This window comes from Ramlibacter sp. WS9 (genome assembly GCF_003797765.1).
Lineage (GTDB): Bacteria > Pseudomonadota > Gammaproteobacteria > Burkholderiales > Burkholderiaceae_C > Ramlibacter.
The window spans coordinates 114341-130427 of sequence record NZ_RKMB01000008.1; the positions used below are offsets into that span (position 1 = coordinate 114341).

At 64.7% G+C, this 16087-nt stretch carries 16 protein-coding genes and 1 pseudogene; 11 read left to right on the forward strand and 6 right to left on the reverse strand.

Translation table 11 applies throughout. The annotated features are described in order from the left end of the window. Nucleotides 1–160: 160 nt before the first annotated feature. Complete coding sequence (locus EEB15_RS14335) at nt 161–1420, forward strand: D-amino acid dehydrogenase (RefSeq protein ID WP_141510548.1); 1260 nt, start codon at nt 161–163, stop codon at nt 1418–1420. Here the strand turns inward: EEB15_RS14335 and EEB15_RS14340 are convergent. After that, a complete protein-coding gene (locus EEB15_RS14340; RefSeq protein ID WP_141510549.1) occupies nt 1380–2282 on the reverse strand; it encodes a LysR family transcriptional regulator in 903 nt (300 codons plus the stop codon). The genes EEB15_RS14335 and EEB15_RS14340 overlap by 41 nt on opposite strands. 132 nt (nt 2283–2414) lie before the next feature. Between EEB15_RS14340 and EEB15_RS14345 the strand changes: the two genes are divergently transcribed. Continuing rightward, nucleotides 2415–2627, forward strand: coding sequence for a hypothetical protein (locus EEB15_RS14345; protein ID WP_141510550.1), 213 nt, complete (start codon nt 2415–2417; stop codon nt 2625–2627). 48 nt (nt 2628–2675) lie between these two features. Here EEB15_RS14345 and EEB15_RS33685 read toward each other — a convergent pair whose 3' ends face one another. Further along, entirely contained in the window at nt 2676–2858 is a 183-nt protein-coding gene (locus EEB15_RS33685) for a hypothetical protein (RefSeq protein ID WP_158290108.1), read from the reverse strand. Nucleotides 2859–3009: 151 nt separating this feature from the next. Between EEB15_RS33685 and EEB15_RS14350 the strand changes: the two genes are divergently transcribed. The 3 genes from EEB15_RS14350 to EEB15_RS14360 are packed head-to-tail and all read left to right on the forward strand — an operon-like array spanning nt 3010 to nt 6730. Continuing rightward, entirely contained in the window at nt 3010–3993 is a 984-nt protein-coding gene (locus EEB15_RS14350) for a tripartite tricarboxylate transporter substrate binding protein (RefSeq protein ID WP_158290109.1), read from the forward strand. 20 nt (nt 3994–4013) lie between these two features. Next, nucleotides 4014–4823, forward strand: coding sequence for a class I SAM-dependent methyltransferase (locus tag EEB15_RS14355; protein WP_141510552.1), 810 nt, complete (start codon nt 4014–4016; stop codon nt 4821–4823). Continuing rightward, nucleotides 4820–6730 (forward strand): cyanophycin synthetase, encoded by a 1911-nt coding sequence (locus tag EEB15_RS14360; protein ID WP_141510553.1) that lies wholly within the window; start codon nt 4820–4822, stop codon nt 6728–6730. Before EEB15_RS14355 ends, EEB15_RS14360 begins: the two co-directional genes overlap by 4 nt. A gap of 22 nt (nt 6731–6752) precedes the next feature. On the opposite strand, the pseudogene EEB15_RS34595 reads toward EEB15_RS14360, so the two are convergent. The 4 genes and pseudogenes from EEB15_RS34595 to EEB15_RS14380 form a co-directional block, all read right to left on the reverse strand. Further along, nucleotides 6753–6986: pseudogene (locus tag EEB15_RS34595) on the reverse strand (YciI family protein); the annotation flags it as partial. Further along, nucleotides 6946–7614, reverse strand: a complete 669-nt coding sequence (locus EEB15_RS14370) for a TetR/AcrR family transcriptional regulator (RefSeq protein ID WP_141510554.1) — start codon at nt 7612–7614, stop codon at nt 6946–6948. The gene EEB15_RS14370 and the pseudogene EEB15_RS34595, both read right to left, overlap by 41 nt. Beyond that, nucleotides 7611–8078, reverse strand: coding sequence for a MarR family winged helix-turn-helix transcriptional regulator (locus tag EEB15_RS14375; protein ID WP_370283597.1), 468 nt, complete (start codon nt 8076–8078; stop codon nt 7611–7613). Before EEB15_RS14375 ends, EEB15_RS14370 begins: the two co-directional genes overlap by 4 nt. A gap of 39 nt (nt 8079–8117) precedes the next feature. After that, nucleotides 8118–8708, reverse strand: coding sequence for a TetR/AcrR family transcriptional regulator (locus EEB15_RS14380; protein ID WP_141510555.1), 591 nt, complete (start codon nt 8706–8708; stop codon nt 8118–8120). A 249-nt stretch (nt 8709–8957) separates the two neighbouring features. On the opposite strand from EEB15_RS14380, the gene EEB15_RS14385 reads away from it, so the two are divergent. The 6 genes from EEB15_RS14385 (at nt 8958) to EEB15_RS14410 (ending at nt 16085) form a co-directional block, all read left to right on the forward strand. Beyond that, entirely contained in the window at nt 8958–10142 is a 1185-nt protein-coding gene (locus tag EEB15_RS14385) for an acetyl-CoA C-acyltransferase (RefSeq protein ID WP_141510556.1), read from the forward strand. 16 nt (nt 10143–10158) lie between these two features. Next, entirely contained in the window at nt 10159–11937 is a 1779-nt protein-coding gene (locus tag EEB15_RS14390; protein WP_141510657.1) for an acyl-CoA dehydrogenase C-terminal domain-containing protein, read from the forward strand. A gap of 27 nt (nt 11938–11964) precedes the next feature. Next, nucleotides 11965–12993 carry an AraC family transcriptional regulator gene (locus tag EEB15_RS14395; RefSeq protein ID WP_141510557.1) on the forward strand — a complete coding sequence of 343 codons (1029 nt, stop codon included), beginning with the start codon at nt 11965–11967 and terminating at the stop codon, nt 12991–12993. 173 nt (nt 12994–13166) lie between these two features. Further along, entirely contained in the window at nt 13167–13949 is a 783-nt protein-coding gene (locus EEB15_RS14400) for an SDR family oxidoreductase (protein WP_141510558.1), read from the forward strand. A 14-nt stretch (nt 13950–13963) separates the two neighbouring features. Next, nucleotides 13964–15064, forward strand: a complete 1101-nt coding sequence (locus EEB15_RS14405; protein ID WP_141510559.1) for an enolase C-terminal domain-like protein — start codon at nt 13964–13966, stop codon at nt 15062–15064. Nucleotides 15065–15110: 46 nt separating this feature from the next. Next, on the forward strand, nt 15111–16085 hold the full coding sequence (locus tag EEB15_RS14410; RefSeq protein WP_158290110.1) for a tripartite tricarboxylate transporter substrate binding protein: 975 nt from the start codon (nt 15111–15113) through the stop codon (nt 16083–16085). Nucleotides 16086–16087 lie beyond the last annotated feature (2 nt).

Sequence of the window (16087 nt, forward strand, 5' to 3'; positions counted from 1 at the left end):
ATGCACAAGCGCTGCGGCACGCGATGCCTTTTTCCCGCGAGCTCATAACGCCAATGCATGGGCGCCCCATGACTTTGCGCTATGGGGCATGCGGCCAAAAGCATTTCCCACGGCGGGCGCACTCTCCTACATTCGATGCGTCACACAACGGAGGCATTGCATGCGGGTTTGCGTATTGGGTGCCGGCATCGTGGGCTTGGCCACAGCCTGGCAACTGCTGCAGGAAGGCCACGACGTCACCGTCGTCGACCGGGCGGGCGCGGGCGCCGGCGCGAGCGGCGCCAATGGCGCCCAACTGAGCTACGCCTATGTTCAGCCGCTGGCCGATCCGGGAATCTGGGCTCAGTTGCCGCGCCTGCTGCTGGCCAAGGATTCGCCGCTTGCGCTGCGGCCCCAGTGGGACGTCGACCAATGGCGCTGGGGCATCAGGTTCCTCGCGGCCTGCCGCACCGAGGTGTCGCAGCGGGGCACCACGCAACTGCTCGCGCTGGCGGCGGAAAGCCGCAGCGCCTTCGACGCGCTGCGAGCAGCGCACCACCTGGACTGCGACTTTTCGGCCACCGGCAAGCTCGTGCTCTATGCAGACGAGCGCAGTTTCGCCGCGGCGCGCCGGCAACTGGCCTTGCAACAAAGCCTGGGCACGCAGCAAACGGCCGTGAGCGCGGCGGAGGCGCTCGCCATCGAACCGGCCTTGCAACACCATCGCTCCCGCATCGCGGGCGCGATCCACACGCCGGGTGAATGCGCGGCCGACTGCTACAAGGTCTGCCAGGCGTTGCTGCGCCTGTTGCAGGCGAATGGAGCTCGTACGGTGTTCAGCGCCAACGTGTCGGGCGTGGTTGTCCGGGCGGGCCGCGCGGTCGCGGTGGAGACGGACACAGATGCGATCGACGCCGACGCCTTCGTGGTGGCGCTGGGCTCGGCCTCCAGCCGACTGGCACGGTCACTGGGTTTGTACCTGCCCGTCTACCCGCTGAAGGGGTACAGCATCACACTGCCCGCTTCCGGCACCGCCGCGCCACGCGTCAACGTGACGGACGCCGCGCGCAAGGTGGTGTTCGCACGGATAGGCCAGCGACTGCGGGTGGCGGGCATGGCCGAACTGGCGGGCGACGATCTATCGATCCCGTCCGCGCGCATCGGCAGCCTGGTCGCGGCGGCGCAGTCCGTCTTTCCCGGCTGCGCCGATTTCTCGCGCTACGAACCCTGGGCCGGGCTGCGGCCCGCGACGCCCGACGGTGTGCCCGTCATCGGTCCGCACGCGCGAGGCCCGGCCAATCTGCTGTTCAACACCGGGCATGGCGCCTTGGGCTTCACGCTCGCCTTCGGCAGTGCGCGGCGTGTCGCGCGAATGCTGGCGGCCCAGCCGCATGCGCGCTTCAGTCCAGTTGCGCCAGCGCCTGCGCCATGCAGCGTGTGAAGGCCCGCGTCACCAGCGAGTGAGGTTTGGCGGTCGGCCGCAGCACCTTCACCGTCACCGGGATCGGTGGCTCCAATGCAAACACGTCCACCTTGCCGCGATCGGCGGACGCTGCGGTGCAGCCTTCAACCATCGCCACGCCTACGCCATGGTGCGCCAGCGCGAGGGCCACGTGATACGTTTGCACGGTGATCACGGGTTTGAGGCCCGGCACCTGCTCTCGCAGCACATGGGCCAGCGTCACACCCAGCGGATCGCGGTTGTCCAGCGCGATGACGGGCAGCGCGGCGAGCTGGGCCAACGTCACCTTGCCGCCGCGGGTGACCCGCGGGCCGAGCAGCCCCTTGGGCACGATGCACATCACCTGCCGCTCGCCGATCTGCTCCTGTGCGAGCGCGGGGTGGCTGATGGCACTGAAGACGAAGCCCACGTCCGCTTCCTGCAGCACCAGGGACGAGACGATCTGCGGTGAATGCAGGGCCTCGTGCATGACCTCGATTTCGGGATACTTCTGCCGGAACAGGTGCATCGCTCGCGGGAACACCTCGTAGCTCAGAGCCAGCACGGTGAGGATGCGCAACTGGCCCTGGCTCGCGCGCCCGCTTTTCAGGTTCGCGGCCAGGCGCTGCACTTCATCGAGCTGCGCGAACAGCCGCTCGATATGCGGGTACAGTGTTTGCGCCTCCGCCGTCGGCACCAGGCGCCCCCGCACGCGCTGAAACAACGCGAACCCAAGCTGGATCTCCGCGTGCTGCAAGGTGCGGCTCACGGCCGGCTGCGTCACGCTGATCAGGCGGGCTGCAGCACTCACGCTGCCGGTGAGCATCACCGCGTTGAAGACTTCGATGTGCCGCAGTCGCATGGTGCGGATTATGGGCCGGCTCATCCATTGCCGGAATCCTCCCACCCGGCTTGGGGCCTTGATCCGTCACGAGCCCGCCACACTCGCTGCCCATACTCGCAGACTGTTGCAAAGCACGGAGAACAAAGAGTGATGAACGAACCCAGGACCGCATCGATGTTGCAGCGTTTGCCGGTGATCCTCGCGGTGACGGCCGCCTCCTACGGGCTGGTGTCGCAAGCCCAGGCCCAGCATACCCAGCGCGACAGCCGGGCGCGCCAGGCCGTGGCGGGGGCGGCTTCTGCCGCTGCCGCTGCGGCTACGGCGCCGGAAAGGATGCGCGGGGAAGTGGCGCTGCAGGACTGAAAGCTCCTTAGCGCGCGAAGAGAGCCGCCTTTGGGCGGCTTTGCACTTTCAGCGGCCGGAGCTCTTGCGCTGCCTGGCGCGCCGCACCTGCCGGCTCTGGCCTTTGGCCGCTTCCAGTGCGGCTTTGTCCGCCCGCTTCTTGCGCCACTTCTTGCCGAGCACCCGCGCCACCGCAAAGGTAACGACAAAACTCAAAAGAGCGAAAAGGATGGCGGCGATACTGGGTGTCATGGGGTCGCTAGCGTACACCCAGCGGGTCGGCCCCGGAACCATCCCATTCACATTCAGCTTCCACGGCTTCGAGTCCAGACATAATTGGCGAACGGACAAGCGGCCATCGGGGTTCGCGGCCCCCTGGAATGGAAATGTTCGAATGGTTTACTTGATCAGACAACTGGCGTGCCTCGTCGCCGCCCTGCTTCCCCTTGCATCGAACGCCCAGGGCCGGCCTGAACCCGGTGACGCCGCTGCGCCTGCGGCGCACAGGCTCGTTGTGCCGGTCGAACCCGGCGGTGGCATCGATGCCGTGGCGCGCCTCCTGGCCAACGCCTGGTCGACCGAGATGTCCTTGCCGACCATCGTCGTCAACAGGCCCGGCGCCAGCGGGAATATCGGGACCGCCAGTGTCGCCAAGAGCAAACCCGATGGGCAGACCCTCCTTGTGACCGGTGTGGGGCACATCACCAGCGCCATGCTGCATGAGAACCCTGGCTACCACCCCTTCGAGGATTTCACGCCCATTGCGCGATTTGCCACCGCGCCGAACGTGATGCTCGTGAGCGATGCACTCAAAGGCATGCCCCTCGCGCAGATCCTTTCGGATCCGCGATCGAGAAACCAGGGATTCTCGTACTCGTCCGCCGGCTATGGCCACAGCTCCCACATGGCCGCGCACATTTTCGCGACGCAGACGGGCGTGAAATGGCTCCATGTGCCCTTCAAGGGCACCAGCCCCGGCCTTCGAGCGCTGCTCGCCGGCGAAACGCACATCATGTTCGTGACGCTGGGTTCGGTCCAGGCCGCGTTGGCCACCCATCGGGTCCATGCCGTGGCGGTGACCCATCACGAGCGGCTGCAGGTGTTGCCGGACGTCCCCACCCTGTCGGAACTCGGGATCAAGAACGCCGAGTTTGCCCAATGGTATGGAATGTTCGCGCCGCGAGGCACGCCCCCTTCCGTGGTCAAATCGTTGTCCGAAGCGGCGGTGGGCGCGTTGAAGGGTTCCGCAATGACCCCGCAGTTCAAAACGCAAGGTCTCGAGCCGGCACCGTTGCGCCACGATGAATTCGAGCGATTCCTGAAGGCCGAAAGCCGCAGGCTCGAAAAGATGCTGGACAACCGGACGATCGACCGCCCCGTGAATTGACTCTTCCTCGCAATCCGCAAATGAACACCTGGTCGACCCGGCTGCAACAAACCCTGGCAGATGCTTCCCAGTTCACGCCGATGGAGGCCATCGGCAAACTTGCGGACCTGGCGTTCGAAGTGAGCGAGGAGGAAGCCGATGCCTTTCTGGATGCCCACCCGGAATGCTTCGAGCACTTTTCCTTGCTCAACCGGTTTTATTACCAGCACATCGTTGCAATGGAAACCGAGGAGTGCGAACACATCCTGTCGCAAGCCGGGCGAGGCGGCAAGACATTCAGGGAACTCGCCGGGGAACGGGGCCTCGTCTCGTACGAGCGAAACGCCGACATGTTCAACCATGTCGACCTCACGAACTGCGAAACCTTCGTCATGGTGGGTTGCGGCCCGCTGCCGGTCACCGCGCTGCAGGTCCTGGATCGCTCCAGCGTCCAGAACGTCGTGTGCCTGGACGTGTCCGAAAAGGCCATCGACGCGGACAACCGGCTCAAGGCGGCCCTGGGCCTGGACAGGTTGCACCCCCGACTGTCGAACGGTACGGATTTCGATTTTGGGCCGGCCAGCGTCATCTACATCGCGAACATGGTGATGCCGAAGCTGGACGTCGTGAAGCAGGCACTGCGAACGTCCGCGGCGAACGCCCAGCTGGTCGTGCGCGAACCCTACAGCCTGGGCCGGTTGTGGACCGAGCGCGTGGAACCTGAGCTGGCGGGCTTGGTCAAAGTCACCGGTAAGGGCCCCGTCTCGCGGCACCTGTCGAGAGACGTTTACATGCAAAAAGGCGGGTCGCGGCTGCCCACCCCGCTGCCGCCGCCTGAGAAGCCGTCTTGAACGCGCCCCACGCCGCCGCGCGGCCGGCACCGAAGACCGTCACGATCGAGCGCCAGAGCGACCTGTTCGGCCTCGACAAGTCGTTTGCGCAGCCCAGCGTTGTGTCGGTGCTGATCGTGGCTGACGTGCCGGTAGCCCGTGGTGGCAAGTCCAGGCTGACAGCGTTGCTCGATCGACTGCGCGGCGGTGCGCCTGCTGCTGCGGCGCGACGGGATCGCTCTCTGCCCGAGATGATCTGCGACGCGGCGTGCGATCTGTTGCGCGGGCAGGGGCTGCCTGTTTTCGCCAAACCGCAATGCCAGAGGATCGCGCAGCGCAAGTTCCAGCTGCGCATCCCCACGGTAAGCGGTGCCCATGCGCTGACCCGCGCACTGGTGACCGGCTTGGCGAGCCTGGCCAACGCGGCCCTGGCCGGAAACCCGACGGCCGACGTCGTGCGCAATCTTGAAGAGCTGCTCCGGCAGATCAAGGCGATCACGCCCAAGGGCCGAAACGCCATGCCGTTGCTGGCCACGGCCGATGCGCGAGGCATCCCCTGGGACCGCTTGGCTGGCAACGTCTACCGTCTTGGCCAGGGCGCCAAGTCCCGATGGTTCGACAGTTCCATCACCGATCGCACCCCGAGCATCTCCGTGGGACTGGCGAGGGACAAGCAAGCAACCGCGTCCGTGCTGCGCAGCCTGCGACTGCCCGTTCCGGACCACATCCTGGTTCACACGGAACCCCAGGCGCTGGCGGCCGCCGAGAAAATCGGTTTCCCGGTGGTCGTCAAGCCTGCCAACCTGGACCGGGGCTTGGGCGTGGTGTCCGGCTTGCGTGACAACCGCGGTGTGGCCAAAGCGTTCCAGGCGGCGGCGGCGTTGAGCAAATCCGTCCTGATCGAAAAGCACTTCGAGGGCCAGGACCACCGGGTGCATGTGTTCGAGGGCGAGGTCTACAAGGTCAGGCACCGCATTCCCGGCGGCGTGACCGGCGACGGCCTTTCCACAATCGAAGACCTGCTGCGCCAGCTCAACGCCGATCCGGCAAGAGGCCCGCGCGGCAGCGGGTCGAACAAGGTGATCATCGACCTGGACGACGAGGCCCTGGACCTGCTCGGGCAGCAGGGCCGCGAGCCCACTTCGGTTCCGCCGGCCGGCCAGTTCGTTCAATTGAGGAGGATCGCCAACGTCTCGGTCGGGGGTGTTTCGCATGCTGTTCCGATAGAGAACGTCCATCCGGACAATCTGGCGATGGCGGTGCGCGCCGTGCAGGCCCTGAGGCTGGACCTCGCCGCGGTGGACTTGCTCATCCCTGACATCAGCCGCTCCTGGGTCGACGTGGGCGCGGCCATCTGCGAGGTCAACGCGCAGCCCCAGTTTGGCGAGGATGCGCCCGAGTTGATCTTCGCGAAGATCTTCCCGGACGGCGGGCGAATTCCGATTGCGGTCGTCGTCGGAAACCCGCTCGACGTCGACTGGGTCTACGAACTGCGCAAGCGCGTTCAGGCGGCGGGCAAGCGCCTGGGGTTCTGCTCGCCACTGGGGCTGTGGATCGACGAACAGTCTGTCGATACGGCGTCGCCGCTGGATGTTTTCAACGCGGCGGCGCTGTTGATAGGCAACCAGGCCGTCGACGCGCTGCTGTTGATTGCGGACGATTCGCTGCTGCGTCACGGCCTTCCGTCGGCGCATCTGGACGCCGTGGCGCTGACGGGAAAGAGTTCGTCCGCACGGTTGCCGCAACTCGTCGCCATGCTGTCGCAGCACAGCAAGCAGGTATTGGCAGACCCGGAAGTCGAGCCGACGCTTTGGGCTGAATGCCGCGCGCGCTGCGAAGATTGCAGCAGTTCCACCGTCGATGAGATATCCAACCGGCTGCTCGCGCTGTTGAGCGGGAGCGATTTGCGTCTGCCAGATCGGCTCTGAAAGAGCCGGCACTGGCGAGCGCCGGTGGATCGTTAGCCGCCATAGCACCAACATCCTGGTCATCTTCGACTTGGTAGAGCGAGAGTCCCCAACCGCCTGCCGGATCGTCCACCGGGCCATGGGCGACGACCACTCCCTTTTGGAGGAGATCGTTGAGGAAGGCTCTGTGCTCCTGCATCAGACTGACTTCCGCATGGGTCATGGTGGCGAGAAAGTCAGCGCGGGGTGGAAGGAATTTGGCCAGGCAGTATTTCATGTCGGTTTCCAAGTGAACAGAGAATGTTTGCGAGCGAACTTCCCGCCTCTGCCAAAACTGAAGGGTTCCTCGTTACGCGAGCGCTTACCAGCGCTCCTTCGTACGTCATCAAAATCATCTCCGCCATCTCCGCCATCACCGCCATCACCGCCCTCCGCGCCGGGCGAGTTTCGAGCAGGCAACTCTCGATCGTGTTTCGCCAAGTCGCATAAATGCTTTCGCACTGCGTTCGAATCGCATCGTCGCCGCCGAAGTTGTCAAGCGCGACGGCGGCCACCGGGCATCCATATGAGGAAAGGTCTGCGTTCATCGAGCTGGCCAGCTGCCCGAACAGTGCTACGACCTTTTCCTGGAGAGGTCTCTCGCCGGCAAATGCGTGGCGCAAAAGTGTGGCGGTTTGAGCCCTTGCGATCTCGAGACCCGCGGCGACTATTTCCGCCTTGCCACCGGGAAAATGGTAGTACAGCGACCCGCGCGGCGCACCGCTGGCCGCGATCAACTCGTTGAGGCCCGTCCCATGGAAGCCATTGCGCCCAAGCAACTCGTAAGCAACACGGGCCAGCGACGCCTTGGTGTGGAATCCCTTGGCCAAAGAGGCTCCGCGGCGAAGACCGAGGCGCTTGGTCATGGATTCGTTGCTGACATGCGCGCCGAGCAGTCCTCAAGGAGCGCGTGCATCGCACTCACATTTCGGCCTCCGAGCAACTGATGCACTCTGGCCTGCGCGCTGTTCCAGCGAGGCAGGCCTTCCGCACACTTCCTGCGGCCGGCGGCGGTGATCGACACGCTTCGTGTGCGTCCGTCAATGCCCGGGGCCAGAGCCAACCATCCGGTCACGATGAGCGGCTTGAGGCTGCGCGTCAACGTTGACGGGGAAAGCGACATCGCTTCTGCCAGGTCACAGGGGCGCATCGGCCCATGTGACAGAACTTCGGTCAACAACGAGTACTGCGTGGTTCCGAGACCTACCTTGCCGAGCTCGGCGTCATAGTAGTGCGCCACGACGCGCGCTAGTTGGTGCAGCTTTGTGTCCGTGCAATCCAGCGACGGGAGAGACGTCAATGCCATCATTGCGATACGGTCGTTCAGCAATCAGTCGACATTCAGCGACTCCAAGGCGGTCGCGCGCCGTCAGGACGCTTTGGATGGCTTTGCCGGAGCCTCGTCCAGCAAGTGCGTTTGGTCGATGAAGCGGCGGCTCGAGGCCAGGATTTCTTTGCGGGTACGCTCGGATTCAACGGCCCGGGACAGGACCAGTGCGCCGACGCACTGGGCAATCAGCGCCCACGCCGCATCAGGGTCGCCGATGCGCGAGCTCCAGCTTTTTTGCAAGCGCTTCAAGCCCTCTTCGACCGTCGTACGCACCTCGGGTCCCGCTCTTGCGATCTCCGGTCCCAACGCAGGCAGGACACATCCGGATTCCGGGTGCAGGGCGTGAGACGAACTCAGATAGCTGCGCAACCGTTTCGCGACGTGGTCGGGCGGCGAGTCCTCGTCGCCCGCCAGCATGTCGGCGCTGTTCGAGATCTCGTGTTCAATGAGCTCGGCAAATAGCGCTTCCTTCGACGGGAAATGACCGTAGAAGGCGCCCCCGGTCAGGCCGATGCTTTTCATCAAGTCATCGACGCCCGTGGTCCCGAAGCCGCCCTTCTTTGCGATGGAACGGGCATTCGCGAGCAGCTTCTTGCGGGTTTCCTCTTTGTGCGTGGTCGGATAGCGCATGGATGAGCCTCAGCAGAATCGTGGAGTACCCATCATAACATACCGATCGTTTGGTAAACGCGCGTATTTCCAATTTGGACTGGCCAGACGTGACACCTAGGGTTTTCCCCTGCACAAGACATCGCCAGACCAAGTTGACTCTGCCCCGCCGCACGCCTATAGTTCGGCATCGTTTAGTAAACGTTCGTTAGTTTATCTAAAACGACGATCGACGAAACGCGCCCCACCTGAACCCACTGGAGTCTGACCATGAGAGAAGCCGTCATCGTTTCCACCGCGCGCACAGGCATCGGCCGCGCTTTTCGCGGTGCATTGAACAACATCAAGTCGCCCACACTGATGGGCCACGCCATTCGCCACGCGGTCCAGCGGGCTGGTATCGATCCCGGTGAAGTGGAGGATGTCGTCATCGGCACCGCGATGGCCGCCGGAACGGCGGGCATGAACATCGGGCGCCTGGCTGCGCTCGCGGCAGGGCTGCCGCAGTCGGTTCCGGGACAGACGATGGACCGGCAGTGCGCGTCCGGCCTGATGGCCATCGCGACGGCGGCCAAGCAAGTCATCGTCGACGGGATGGACGTCACCGTCGGCGGCGGCCAGGAGAACATTTCCGCCGTGCAGAACCCGTTCGTCAAATGGGTGGGTGAAGACGCCGATGCCAATCTCATTTCGCAGGCTCAGCATGCCTACATCCCGATGCTGAACACGGCTGAGATCGTGGCGAAGAAGTACGGGATTTCGCGCGAGTCGCAGGACGAATATTCCGCGGAGGCGCAGCGTCGCACGGCGTTGGCGCAGGAGCGCCACCTGTTCGATGCCGAAATCGTGCCTATCAGGGCGAGCATGGCCGTTGCAGACAAGGAAACGGGTGCCATCTCTTACCGCGAGGTCACCCTGGATCGCGATGAAGGCAATCGCCCCGATACGACGCTCGAAGGCCTTTCCAAACTCAAGCCGGTCGTCGAGGGCGGTGTCGTCACAGCCGGCAACTCGAGCCAGCTGTCGGATGGCGCATCGGCCTGCGTCCTCGTGGAGCGGGCGGTCGCAGAACGCCGCGGGCTCAAAGCGCTGGGCACGTACCGCGGCATCGCGGTGGCCGGGTTGGCGCCCGAAGAAATGGGAATCGGCCCGGTCCTTGCCGTACCCAAGCTGCTGAAGACCCACGGACTGAAAGTGAGCGATATCGGCTTGTGGGAGTTGAACGAGGCCTTCGCTTGCCAGGTCCTGTACTCGCGCGATCGTCTGGGCATCGATCCGGAGAAGTTGAACGTCAACGGGGGCGGAATCACGATCGGGCATCCCTATGGCATGACCGGTTCGCGCCTGGTGGGACATGCACTCATCGAGGGCAAGCGGCGCGGCGCGCGCTTCGTCGTCGTGACGATGTGCATCGGCGGCGGCATGGGTGCCGCAGGCCTGTTCGAAGTTGCTTGAAGAAAGAAGCGTCACCATGACTTACCAAAGCCCATCGCGCGACATGCAATTCGTATTGCAGGAGCTGCTTCAGGTGCCGGCCATGCTGGCTTCATGCGGCAAGCCGGAGTTCGACGCCGAGACGATCGATCAGGTGCTCACCGCCGCCAGCCAATTCGCATCCAAGGTGATTGCGCCGCTGAACGAGCTGGGAGACGAGCACGGTTGCAGCATGCCGGCGCCCGGTGTGGTGCAGACGCCACCGGGCTTCAAGGAAGCCTACGACGAATTCACGAAGAACGGCTGGCATGGCCTGGCTTGCAGCCCGGAGCACGGCGGCCAAGGCTTCCCTTCCGTCGTGGAAAACGCGGTGTACGAAATCCTCGGCGGCGCGAACATGGCATGGTCGTCTTATCCGGGCATGTCGCATGCGACGTACGTGAATGTGGCTACCAACGGGTCTCCCGAGCAGAAGGCACTTTACCTTCCGAAAATCGCTAGCGGCGAGTGGGCAGGCACCATGTGCCTGACCGAGCCGAACGCGGGCACCGACCTGGGCCTGATGCGAACCCGGGCCGTACCGCAGGCCGATGGCAGCTACCTCATCACGGGGAGCAAGATCTTTATCTCGGGCGGCGAACAAGACCTGACCGATAACATCATGCACCTGGTGCTGGCACGCATGCCGGACGCGCCTCCGGGCGTGAAGGGCATCTCGCTTTTCATCGTTCCGAAATTTCTGCCCGATGCACACGGGGTTGCCGGCGCGCGCAACGCGGTGGTCTGCGGCTCCATCGAGCACAAGCTGGGTATCCACGGAAACTCGACTTGCACCATCAATTTCGATGGCGCGACAGGTTGGTTGCTCGGCGCGGCCAACAAGGGGTTGGCGGGCATGTTCGTCCAGATGAACCACATGCGTGTTCTGGTCGGCGTGATTGCGATCGGGTTAATGGAATCGGCCTACCAGAAGGCGTTGGCCTATGCGAAAGAGCGCTTGCAAGGCCGCATCAGCGGGACAAGAGCATCCGGCGAGAACGCCGACCCGATCATCGGCCATGCCGACGTGCGCCGCATGCTGCTCACGCAAAAGGCGAACATCGAAGGAGCGCGTGCGCTCGCGTTATGGACGGCGCAGCTGAGCGATCTGCAGCGCATTCACCCTGACGCCGCCAAGCGCGAAGAGGCCGTCGAGCTGCTAGGTCTGCTGACCCCGCTGGTCAAAGCGCTGTCCAGCGACCTCGCGGTGGAATCCACGCTGCTCGCCATGCAGGTGTTAGGCGGGCACGGCTACATTCGTGAAAACGGCGTCGAGCAGCATCTGCGAGATGTACGCATCGTCGGGCTCTACGAGGGCACGAACGGCGTGCAGTCTATGGACTTGCTCGGGCGCAAAGTGCTGGGGGACGGGGGCCGGCAAATGGGCAAGTTCCTGGACATGGCCGCCGCATTTACCGAAACGTGCAGCCCGCGTAAAGCGATGCGCGAGTTTGCGGAGCCGCTCGCGCAATTGATCGCTGACGTGAGGCAGCTCACGAGCGAGCTCGTTGGTACGTCCGCGGATGACCCGCACGCGGCTGGGGCCGCCGCAGTGCCTTATCTGCGTCTGGTGGGACATCTGGCCCTCGCCTGGACGTGGGCTCGCATGGCGGAAGTCGCGCTCAAGCACTCCGAATCGACAGACTCCATCTACGCGTCGAAGATTGCCACTGCCCGCTTCTACTACCAGCGGCTTTTGCCGCAGACGGCGGCACTCTGCGGGGAAATTCGAGCAGGATCGTCCGCATTGATGGAACCGGCGATAGACCTCTTCTAGTGGCGCAGTCGCTGCTGAATCGCCGCCATGACGCTCAATGCCATAAGCCCCCAGACCGTTGAACCTAGCGCCGCCCTGCTGGGCTTTTCGGCGCTCGTGGCGCAGCTGCGATGCGAGGGGGTTGCCCTGTCCGACCTCTTCGCGCGCACGGGGCTGCAGCCCGGCGACATCGACAACGCATACGTCCCCCTATCGCAGGCCCAGCGGTTGGCGGTCTTTGCCAATGCGCAAAAGCTGTCGCCGGAGTCCGAGGTGGCCCTGCGCGCCGGGGCACGCCAGCGCATCGGCGACTTCGGCATCTGCGGCTTCGCGATGGCCAGCAGCGCCACGTTCCGCGACGGACTTGATTTCGGGCTCGCGCATATGCAGCCTGCCATGCCGTTTCTGCAGCCCACGCTGCGCGTTCAGGGTGACGTGGCCGTCTTGGCCTGCGCGCCCGCCGAGCGATTTGGCACCGTCCTCCCGTTCGTGGCGGAATTTTGGCGCAGCTCGCTCAACGCCCTGTTTCAGCGCGTACTCGAGGCGCCCTTCCCCACCCGGCGTCTCGTATGCAATTACCCGGCCCCACCTCATTGGCGGTCCTACGCGCAGGTGTTCGGTTGCCCCGCGGAATTTGACGCCGACGTACTCGAGTGGCATTTCGATGCAGCGGTCTTGGATGCAGCCTGCCCGGGTGCCAATTCGATCACGCACGAGTTGTGCAGGCGGCTGTGCGCCGCCCCCGCTTACGAAGAGCATCAGGGCGGCGGCTGGGCAGGGCGCGTTCGCGGCGCCTGTCTGGACGATGCCCACTGCATGGTTTCGGTCACGCGCCTGGCCGAGCGGCTGGGTGTGTCGATACGCACGTTGCACCGGCGTCTGGCGGACGAGGGCGTGACATTCAAGAGTGTGGTCGATCAGGCTCGCAAAGAACTCGCGATCGGCTACCTCAGCAACTCCAAGCTGCCGGTCGTCGACATCGCCGAGCGGGTGGGCTTCAGCGAAGCGACCAATTTCCGCAAGGCGTTCAGGCGCTGGACCGGAAAAGTGCCGAGCGACTACCGCGCCGCAGCCTGAGCAGCGCGGCAAGGCCCAGGACCGCACCGTCAGCAGACAGGCCCCCATGGCACAAACAAACCCCAGACTGGCACGACCAAACCTCGCGGGTCGAAGACGTCCCTCAGAGAATCCACCGACACGAGGCACACCGACGTGCTCGCGTGGAAACAGCATCACACCAAGGAGTGGGCATGGATCTGGGGATCAAGGGAAGACGCGCCATTGTCTGCGGCGCAAGCAAGGGGCTGGGCAAGGGCTGCGCCCTGGCGCTCGCGAGCGAAGGCGTTGAGCTGCTCATCACCGCGCGCGGCGTGGACGCGCTGGAGAGCACGGCGCACGAAATCCGCAAGAGCACCGGCGCGGTGGTAAACACAGTGGGGGCCGACATCGCAACGCCGCAGGGCCGCCAAGCCGTGCTTGCGGCCATGCCGTCGCCCGACATCCTGGTCAACAACGCTGGCGGCCCACCACCGGGCGACTTCAGGGAATGGGACCGTGACGCGTGGATCGCCGCCCTGGACGCCAACATGCTGGCGCCGATCGAACTGATGCGCGCCACGGTGGACGGCATGATCGGCCGCAAGTTCGGGCGCATCGTCAACATCACCTCGAGCGCTGTCAAGTCGCCAATTGATTTTCTCGGGCTTAGCAACGGCGCGCGCCTGGGGTTGACCGGCTTTGTCGCCGGACTGTCACGGCAAATCGTGAAGCACAACGTGACCATCAACTCCCTGCTGCCCGGATTCCACGCGACCGACCGTCTGCTCCTGGGCTTGCCCATGCTGGGAAGGCGCAGCGGCAAGAGCGCGGACGAAGTACGCGACGCCATGCTGCTGCAAGTGCCCGCTGGGCGCTTCGGCACGCCCGAGGAATTCGGCCAGGCCTGCGCTTTTGTGTGCGGCGCCCAAGCCGGCTTCATGACCGGGCAGAACCTGCTTCTCGACGGCGGCGCCTTCACGGGCACCCTGGGCTGAACGCGGTGGTTGCCATGCACCCTCCCCTGACCATCGAGTCCGTCGACGTGCGTGCCGTGATGGTGCCACTCAAGCGCACGCCGGTGCTCAAGCACATTTCGCTGCCGCCTCGCTGGCCCATCATCCTGATCGACCTGCACATGGAGGAAGGCGTGGTGGGACGCAGCTACCTGCAGCCCTACCTGCCAACCGGCGTGCGCTACGTCGCCACGGTCATCCACGACCTGGTCGAACGCTTCAAGGGCAAGCCCGCCAATCCGGTCGACCTGTTCCAACACATGCGCCGAAGCTTGTCGCCCCTGGGGCTGGAAGGCGTCACGCTGGCTGCCGTCTCCGGCCTTGACATGGCGCTCTGGGACGCGCACGCCAAGGCGGCACAGTTGCCGCTCGCCCGCTACCTGGGCGGCAGCGTGGGCGCGGTCAAGGCGTACAACAGCAACGGCCTGTGGCTGATCGATCCTTCGGAGGTGGCACGCGAGACGGAGGAGCTTATCGCGGAGGGGCAGTTCACCGCCCTCAAGGTGCGGCTGGGACGCGACAGCCTGGCGCAGGATGTCGCGTCCATCGCGGCAGCCCGGCGCGTCGGCGGCGCGTCGCTGCAGCTCATGGCCGATTTCAGCCAAGTCTTCACCATGGACGAAGCCATTGCGCGCTGCCGCGCGCTGGACGGCGAAGGGCTCTACTGGATGGAAGAGCCGATCGCGTGCGACAACCTCGCGGGACTGGCGGAGTTGCGCCGCCGGCTGGCGACTCCGATCCAGGTCGGCGAGAACTTCTGGGGTCCGCGCGCCCTGCAAATCGCACTCGAACTGGACGCCACGGACTTCGTGATGCCCGACCTGATGCGCATCGGCGGCGTGACCGGCTGGATGCGCGCGGCGGGGATCGCGGCAGCCAAAGGGGTGCCAGTGTCCACGCACCTGTACCCCGAGTTCTCGGCTCACCTGATGCGAGTGACGGAAACCGCGCACTGGGTGGAGTGGTGCGACTGGGCCGAAGTGATCCTGGCCGAGCCCTTCGAGGTCCGCAACGGCGAAGTACAGATCCCTGAACGGCCCGGCAGCGGCATCGACTGGAATGAAGGCGCGATCGCCAAGTACGCCCACAGTTTCTGAAAGCGCAACAGCGATGAAGAACCCAACTAGAACGGAGACATTTTTCATGCACATCAAGCAATCGATCTTTCTCGGGGCGTTCATCGCCGCCGCGGCCCTCGGCTCGAATTCGTGGGCGCAGGCCTACCCGACGAAGCCAGTCACGATCCGGGTGGCCTTTCCCGCGGGCGGGCCCGCCGACGTCTTCATCAGGCAGACCCTGCCCAAGATGCAGGCCGAACTGGGCCAGCCACTGATCATTGAGAACCTGTCCGGCGCCGGCGGAACTATCGGTGCCGCCAATGTCGTGAAGGCGCCGGCTGACGGCTATGTCGTGCTCGGGCACACCAATGACCTCGTCATCGCCCCCCTGGCAATGGCTTCGGCTCAATACAAGGCCGAGCAGCTTCGGCTGGTGGCGCCACTGGGATTCAGCGATATGCTGCTGGTGGCACGGCCTTCGATGACAGCCCGTACCCTGGCTGAGCTTGTGGACTACAGCAAGACATTGCCAAACGGCCTGTCGCTCGCCCACCAGGGCCCGGGGTCGACCACGCAGCTCGCGGGCGAGGATCTGAAGGCGGTCAGCGGTGTCAAGGCAACAGGTGTACCGTACAAGGGAACCGCGCCGATCGTGCAGGATATGCTAGGTGGGCACGTGGACTTCGGGTTCGTCCCGCTGGGCATGGCCACCGTGGCGATGGTTCAGCAAAAGAAGCTGATCGCCATCGGCATCGCGGCCGCCAAGCGCAATCCCATGCTGCCCGATGTGCCCACGCTGTCCGAAGGGCGCCCCGAGCGGCCGTTCCTGCACAGGCAATGGATCGGCCTGCTGGTGCCCCGAGCCACGCCTGAAGCCGTAGTGCAACGCCTAAACAAGGCGCTGACCGAGGCTGTACAGAGCCCCGAATTCCAAAAGTTCTCCACTGACGGCGGAGTCGTCACCGTGACGATGTCGGCCAAGGAAGCTGAGGATTTCTACCACGCCGAAATTCGCAAGTACGGCGAACTGGCGCGGCAGACCAACCTGCAGCCGCAGTAGCA

What these genes read in the sequence shown, in the direction of transcription:
- EEB15_RS14355 (WP_141510552.1), top strand. Translation starts at nt 4,014, where the DNA reads ATGAACACCTGGTCGACCCGGCTGCAACAAACCCTGGCAGATGCTTCC.
- EEB15_RS14335 (WP_141510548.1), top strand. Translation starts at nt 161, where the DNA reads ATGCGGGTTTGCGTATTGGGTGCCGGCATCGTGGGCTTGGCCACAGCC.
- EEB15_RS14385 (WP_141510556.1), top strand. Translation starts at nt 8,958, where the DNA reads ATGAGAGAAGCCGTCATCGTTTCCACCGCGCGCACAGGCATCGGCCGC.
- EEB15_RS14410 (WP_158290110.1), top strand. Translation starts at nt 15,111, where the DNA reads ATGCACATCAAGCAATCGATCTTTCTCGGGGCGTTCATCGCCGCCGCG.
- EEB15_RS14395 (WP_141510557.1), top strand. Translation starts at nt 11,965, where the DNA reads ATGACGCTCAATGCCATAAGCCCCCAGACCGTTGAACCTAGCGCCGCC.
- EEB15_RS14380 (WP_141510555.1), bottom strand. Translation starts at nt 8,708, where the DNA reads ATGCGCTATCCGACCACGCACAAAGAGGAAACCCGCAAGAAGCTGCTC.
- EEB15_RS14400 (WP_141510558.1), top strand. Translation starts at nt 13,167, where the DNA reads ATGGATCTGGGGATCAAGGGAAGACGCGCCATTGTCTGCGGCGCAAGC.
- EEB15_RS14390 (WP_141510657.1), top strand. Translation starts at nt 10,159, where the DNA reads ATGACTTACCAAAGCCCATCGCGCGACATGCAATTCGTATTGCAGGAG.
- EEB15_RS14340 (WP_141510549.1), bottom strand. Translation starts at nt 2,282, where the DNA reads ATGCGACTGCGGCACATCGAAGTCTTCAACGCGGTGATGCTCACCGGC.
- EEB15_RS14370 (WP_141510554.1), bottom strand. Translation starts at nt 7,614, where the DNA reads ATGACCAAGCGCCTCGGTCTTCGCCGCGGAGCCTCTTTGGCCAAGGGA.
- EEB15_RS33685 (WP_158290108.1), bottom strand. Translation starts at nt 2,858, where the DNA reads ATGACACCCAGTATCGCCGCCATCCTTTTCGCTCTTTTGAGTTTTGTC.
- EEB15_RS14345 (WP_141510550.1), top strand. Translation starts at nt 2,415, where the DNA reads ATGAACGAACCCAGGACCGCATCGATGTTGCAGCGTTTGCCGGTGATC.
- EEB15_RS14405 (WP_141510559.1), top strand. Translation starts at nt 13,964, where the DNA reads ATGCACCCTCCCCTGACCATCGAGTCCGTCGACGTGCGTGCCGTGATG.